Genomic DNA, 4,727 nt, shown 5'->3' on the forward strand with positions numbered 1-4,727 from the left:
ATGTACAAAATTCATCACGACTTTTAGCTCGTAATCGGCTATCTTGTTTAGCATATAAAACACCATGACCGTGTTAAGCCGCCGAAAGGCCATACTGACGGTTGTAGAGTTAAGCCAGTAAAACGAGATTGCATGATGAGCGTAATGTTTGATCCTGAAACGGCGATTTATCCTTTCCCTGCTAAACCGCAGCCGCTGACCGTCGACGAAAAGCAGTTTTACCGCGAAAAAATCAAGCGCCTGCTGCGCGAGCGCGATGCCGTGATGGTGGCGCATTACTACACCGATCCTGAAATTCAACAGCTGGCGGAAGAGACCGGCGGCTGTATCGCCGACTCGCTGGAGATGGCGCGCTTTGGCGCCCGCCATTCGGCCTCCACGCTGCTGGTCGCCGGGGTGCGTTTTATGGGGGAAACCGCCAAAATTCTCAGCCCGGAAAAGACCATTTTGATGCCGACCCTGAACGCCGAGTGTTCATTGGATCTGGGCTGTCCGATTGAGGAATTCAACGCCTTTTGCGACGCCCATCCTGACCGCACCGTCGTGGTCTATGCCAATACGTCCGCCGCGGTGAAGGCCCGCGCCGACTGGGTGGTGACCTCCAGCATCGCCGTGGAACTCATTGACCATCTGGATAGTCTTGGTCAAAAGATCCTCTGGGCGCCGGACCGCCACCTTGGGCGTTACGTTCAGCGTCAGACCGGCGCAGACGTGCTGTGCTGGCAGGGGGCGTGCATCGTGCACGACGAGTTTAAAACCCAGGCGTTGATGCGGATGAAGGCTCTGCATCCCGAAGCCGCCGTGCTGGTCCATCCCGAGTCGCCGCAGGCGATCGTTGAGATGGCCGATGCCGTAGGCTCCACCAGCCAGCTGATTGCGGCGGCGAAAAGCCTGCCCCAGCGCCAGCTGATCGTGGCCACCGATCGCGGTATTTTCTATAAAATGCAGCAGGCGGTGCCGGAGAAAACGCTGCTGGAAGCGCCCACCGCCGGCGAAGGAGCGACCTGTCGCAGCTGCGCGCATTGTCCGTGGATGGCGATGAATGGCCTGAAAGCCATTGCCGAGGGTCTCGAGCAGGGCGGCGCTGAACATGAAATCCATGTCGACGAAGCGCTGCGAACCGGCGCATTAATTCCCCTTAATCGGATGCTGGATTTTGCGGCTACACTACGGGGATAACCTATTGTCGCGTCGCCAGACGCTGAGGGGAGGAAATGGATTTTTTTAGCACGCAGAATATTTTAGTACATATACCCATCGGCGCTGGGGGGTACGATCTCTCCTGGATAGAGGCCGTGGGGACGATTGCCGGGCTGTTGTGTATCTGGCTGGCGAGCCTGGAGAAGATCAGTAACTATGCTTTCGGGCTGGTCAACGTCACGCTGTTCGCCATCATCTTCTTTCAGATCCAGCTGTACGCCAGCCTGCTGCTGCAGCTGTTCTTTTTTGCCGCTAACGTTTACGGCTGGTATGCATGGTCGCGACAAAGCAGCAACCATGAGGCTGAGCTGCAGATCCGCTGGCTGCCGCGCAGCAAAGCGCTGGGCTGGCTGGCGGCCTGCGTGGTAGCGATCGGCTTGCTGACCCTATTTATCAACCCGTTCTTTGCTTTCCTGACGCGGATCGCGGTCAGCCTGATGCAAGCGCTCGGTTTGCAGGTCACTATGCCGGAACTGCAGCCGGATGCTTTCCCGTTCTGGGACTCCTGTATGACGGTGCTGTCGGTGGTGGCGATGATCTTAATGACCCGCAAGTATGTTGAAAACTGGCTGCTGTGGGTGATCGTCAACGTGATAAGCGTGGTGATTTTTGCCCGTCAGGGCGTCTATGCCATGTCGCTGGAATACCTCTTGCTGACGTTCATTGCGTTGAACGGCAGCCGGATGTGGATAAACAGCGCGCGTGAGCGAGGTTCTCACGCGTTTTCTGGCTAATGGTGGTGGTGATGATCGTGCCCGGCGTGCATCGTGTTGAGATGGCACTCCGGGCCGCTGCAGGGCTGGTACTCCATCTGCACCGTGGCATGCGCAATTTCATATTTATGTTCCAGGAAATGCAGGATGCGGTTGAGTAACGCGTCATGGTCGTGCGGTGGAACGACCTGTACATGGAGCGTCATCACCGGTTTTTCCCCCACCAGCCAGACGTGGACGTGGTGAACATCGCGTACCTCCGGGATAGAGCGACGGATATCCCGCTGCAGGGCCGCCACATCCAGCGAACGCGGCGCGCCTTCCAGCAATTCATTCAGACTCTCTTTCAGTAATCGCCAGGCACTACGTAATACCAGGCAGGAAACCAGCACGGAAAGAATCGGATCGACAGGCGTCCAGCCGGTGGTGAGGATCACCACGGCCGCCACGATCGCGCCGACCGAGCCCAGCAGGTCGCCAAGCACGTGTAGCGCTGCGGCGCGTACGTTAAGATTCCGCTCCTCGCTACCCCGATGTAGGATCCAAAACGCCAGCACGTTGGCCAGCAGACCGGCGACTGCAATGACCATCATCGTCACGCCGGCTACCGGCTGCGGATGCTGGAAGCGCTGAATCGCCTCCCAGACAATCAGCATGGTGATCACCACCAGAGCAATAGCATTGAGAAACGCCGCCAGGGTGGTTAAACGCAACCAGCCAAAGGTATGGCGGGCATTTGGTGGGCGGCTGGCGAAGCGAACCGCCAGCAGCGCAAACAGCAGAGCGGCGGAGTCGGTGAGCATATGGCCGGCATCCGCCAGCAGGGCCAGCGAGCCGGAGATCGCGCCGCCGACGGCTTCAATCAGCATAAAGCCGGCGGTGACGATAAACGCCCATAGCAGCCGGCGGGCGTTGCTGTTATCCGGAGCCTGGACAGAGGAGTGCGAATGCGAGTGCGCCATAGTGTCGTCCCTTAATAGTTATCATTATTACGCTATGACATCATAAACAGAGAGCGATAAAAAACGAAGAAAAGGCGAGACCGGCTCGCCTTTTCTTCGATCTGCCCACCTCATGTGTTACTGGGTGGTGCCGTCGGTTTTGCTGTTGTCTTGGGTCGTATTGCCGCCGTTGTCCAGTTTTTTACCGGTGTCCGGACAGCGGCCGTCTTTACACATCGAGTTTTTATGTACCTCATCGCTCGACATATTATCCTGGGTCATCGTCGAGCCCGTGGTGCCCCCAGAGCCAGAGTTGATCTGACTATTGTCCACGTTGTTCGGCGCCAAGTTCTCACGGGCATCCGGCGCCACCTGACCGGCATCCGCGGAAGAGTTGGCCTGGCCATTATTGGACTGGGCGCCGGTGTCTGCCGCCAGGGCCGCGCCGCTGGCAAGACCTAAGGTGGCGGTGAGCAAAAGGGTCGTCAGTTTTTTCATATTCATCGGATACTCCTGTTAAGCCGGGAAGGGGAAATGCGCTTCCCGCGGTGAGTGTGCCAGGGATCTGACTCGCTATGGTTTAAGACTCCGCAGACGATCGCAGTGTCACTATATAATCCTGAAACGTAAGACTTAATTAGCTTTAACAGTTAAATATTGTAGTTCATGAGCCTGGTTTCGCTACTTTATGGCGTATTTTTGCCTATTTCCAGGATTATTCCATCACTACTGTAAAATCACGTTTACACTATTTCAGCGAAGAGATAGATTGGAGGGATTGCATTTCATTGAATAAGTATGGCAACGCTGGAAAGAAGATGAATTATCAGAACGACGATTTACGCATTAAAGAGATCAACGAATTATTACCTCCCGTTGCGCTCCTGGAAAAATTCCCTGCTACCGAAAATGCTGCAAACACCGTTGCACATGCTCGCAAAGCTATCCATCAGATCCTCAAAGGCGACGATGACCGTCTGCTGGTGGTGATTGGGCCTTGTTCTATTCACGATCCGGCAGCGGCGAAAGAGTATGCCGCCCGCCTGCTGACCCTGCGCGAGGCGCTGAAGGGCGAGCTCGAGATCGTCATGCGGGTCTATTTTGAAAAACCGCGCACCACCGTCGGCTGGAAAGGGCTCATCAACGATCCCCATATGGATAACAGCTTCCGCATCAACGACGGGTTGCGCATCGCGCGCAAACTGCTGCTGGACATTAACGACAGCGGCCTGCCGGCGGCGGGGGAATTCCTCGATATGATCACCCCGCAGTATGTCGCCGATCTGATGAGCTGGGGCGCCATTGGCGCGCGAACCACCGAATCCCAGGTGCACCGTGAGCTCGCCTCCGGACTCTCCTGCCCGGTGGGCTTTAAAAACGGTACCGATGGCACCATCAAGGTGGCTATCGATGCGATTAACGCCGCCGGCGCGCCGCACTGTTTCCTGTCGGTCACCAAGTGGGGCCACTCCGCCATCGTGAATACGAGCGGTAACGGCGACTGCCATATTATTTTGCGCGGCGGCAAAGAGCCTAACTACAGCGCGAAGCACGTGGCGGAGGTGAAAATCGGTCTGGCGAAAGCGGGTCTTCCGGCCCAGGTGATGATCGACTTCAGCCATGCCAACTCCAGCAAGCAGTTCAAGAAGCAGATGGAAGTGGGCGCCGACGTATGCCAGCAGATCGCCGGCGGCGAGCGCGCCATTATGGGCGTGATGATTGAAAGCCATCTGGTGGAAGGCAACCAGAGCCTCGAGAGCGGTGAACCGCTGACCTACGGCAAGAGCGTCACCGACGCCTGCATCGGCTGGGAGGATACCGAAACGATCCTGCGTCAGCTGGCGGAAGCGGTGAAAACCCGCCGCGGCTAAGC

General features: G+C 56.9%; 5 protein-coding genes and 1 pseudogene. 3 read left to right on the forward strand and 3 right to left on the reverse strand.

The annotated features are described in order from the left end of the window. Positions 1-66: pseudogene (locus tag VZP09_RS03880) on the reverse strand (hypothetical protein); the annotation flags it as partial. A 69-nt stretch (positions 67-135) separates the two neighbouring features. Here VZP09_RS03880 and nadA point away from each other — a divergent pair. After that, entirely contained in the window at positions 136-1,179 is a 1,044-nt protein-coding gene (nadA, locus tag VZP09_RS03885) for a quinolinate synthase NadA (RefSeq protein ID WP_002895074.1), read from the forward strand. Positions 1,180-1,214: 35 nt separating this feature from the next. Beyond that, positions 1,215-1,934, forward strand: a complete 720-nt coding sequence (gene pnuC / locus VZP09_RS03890; RefSeq protein ID WP_004151689.1) for a nicotinamide riboside transporter PnuC — start codon at positions 1,215-1,217, stop codon at positions 1,932-1,934. Here the strand turns inward: pnuC and zitB are convergent. Further along, positions 1,931-2,875: a CDF family zinc transporter ZitB gene (gene zitB / locus VZP09_RS03895; RefSeq protein ID WP_004147641.1), complete on the reverse strand. Its 945-nt coding sequence runs from the start codon at positions 2,873-2,875 to the stop codon at positions 1,931-1,933. The two genes, pnuC and zitB, sit on opposite strands and share 4 nt — an antisense overlap. Before the next feature lie 117 nt (positions 2,876-2,992). Then, positions 2,993-3,358 (reverse strand): YbgS-like family protein, encoded by a 366-nt coding sequence (locus VZP09_RS03900; protein ID WP_328794909.1) that lies wholly within the window; start codon positions 3,356-3,358, stop codon positions 2,993-2,995. Positions 3,359-3,672: 314 nt separating this feature from the next. Here VZP09_RS03900 and aroG point away from each other — a divergent pair, with 314 nt between their 5' ends. Then, the gene (gene aroG, locus VZP09_RS03905; RefSeq protein WP_002895086.1) at positions 3,673-4,725 is read left to right on the forward strand and encodes a 3-deoxy-7-phosphoheptulonate synthase AroG; all 1,053 of its coding nucleotides are present in this window, start codon (positions 3,673-3,675) and stop codon (positions 4,723-4,725) included. Positions 4,726-4,727: the final 2 nt, after the last annotated feature.

The organism is Klebsiella sp. EMBS2024 (assembly GCF_036233805.1).
GTDB classification, from domain to species: domain Bacteria; phylum Pseudomonadota; class Gammaproteobacteria; order Enterobacterales; family Enterobacteriaceae; genus Klebsiella; species Klebsiella pneumoniae.

Coding starts and splice junctions, on each gene's coding strand:
- aroG (WP_002895086.1), top strand. CDS start 3,673: ATGAATTATCAGAACGACGATTTACGCATTAAAGAGATCAACGAATTA.
- nadA (WP_002895074.1), top strand. CDS start 136: ATGAGCGTAATGTTTGATCCTGAAACGGCGATTTATCCTTTCCCTGCT.
- zitB (WP_004147641.1), bottom strand. CDS start 2,875: ATGGCGCACTCGCATTCGCACTCCTCTGTCCAGGCTCCGGATAACAGC.
- VZP09_RS03900 (WP_328794909.1), bottom strand. CDS start 3,358: ATGAATATGAAAAAACTGACGACCCTTTTGCTCACCGCCACCTTAGGT.
- pnuC (WP_004151689.1), top strand. CDS start 1,215: ATGGATTTTTTTAGCACGCAGAATATTTTAGTACATATACCCATCGGC.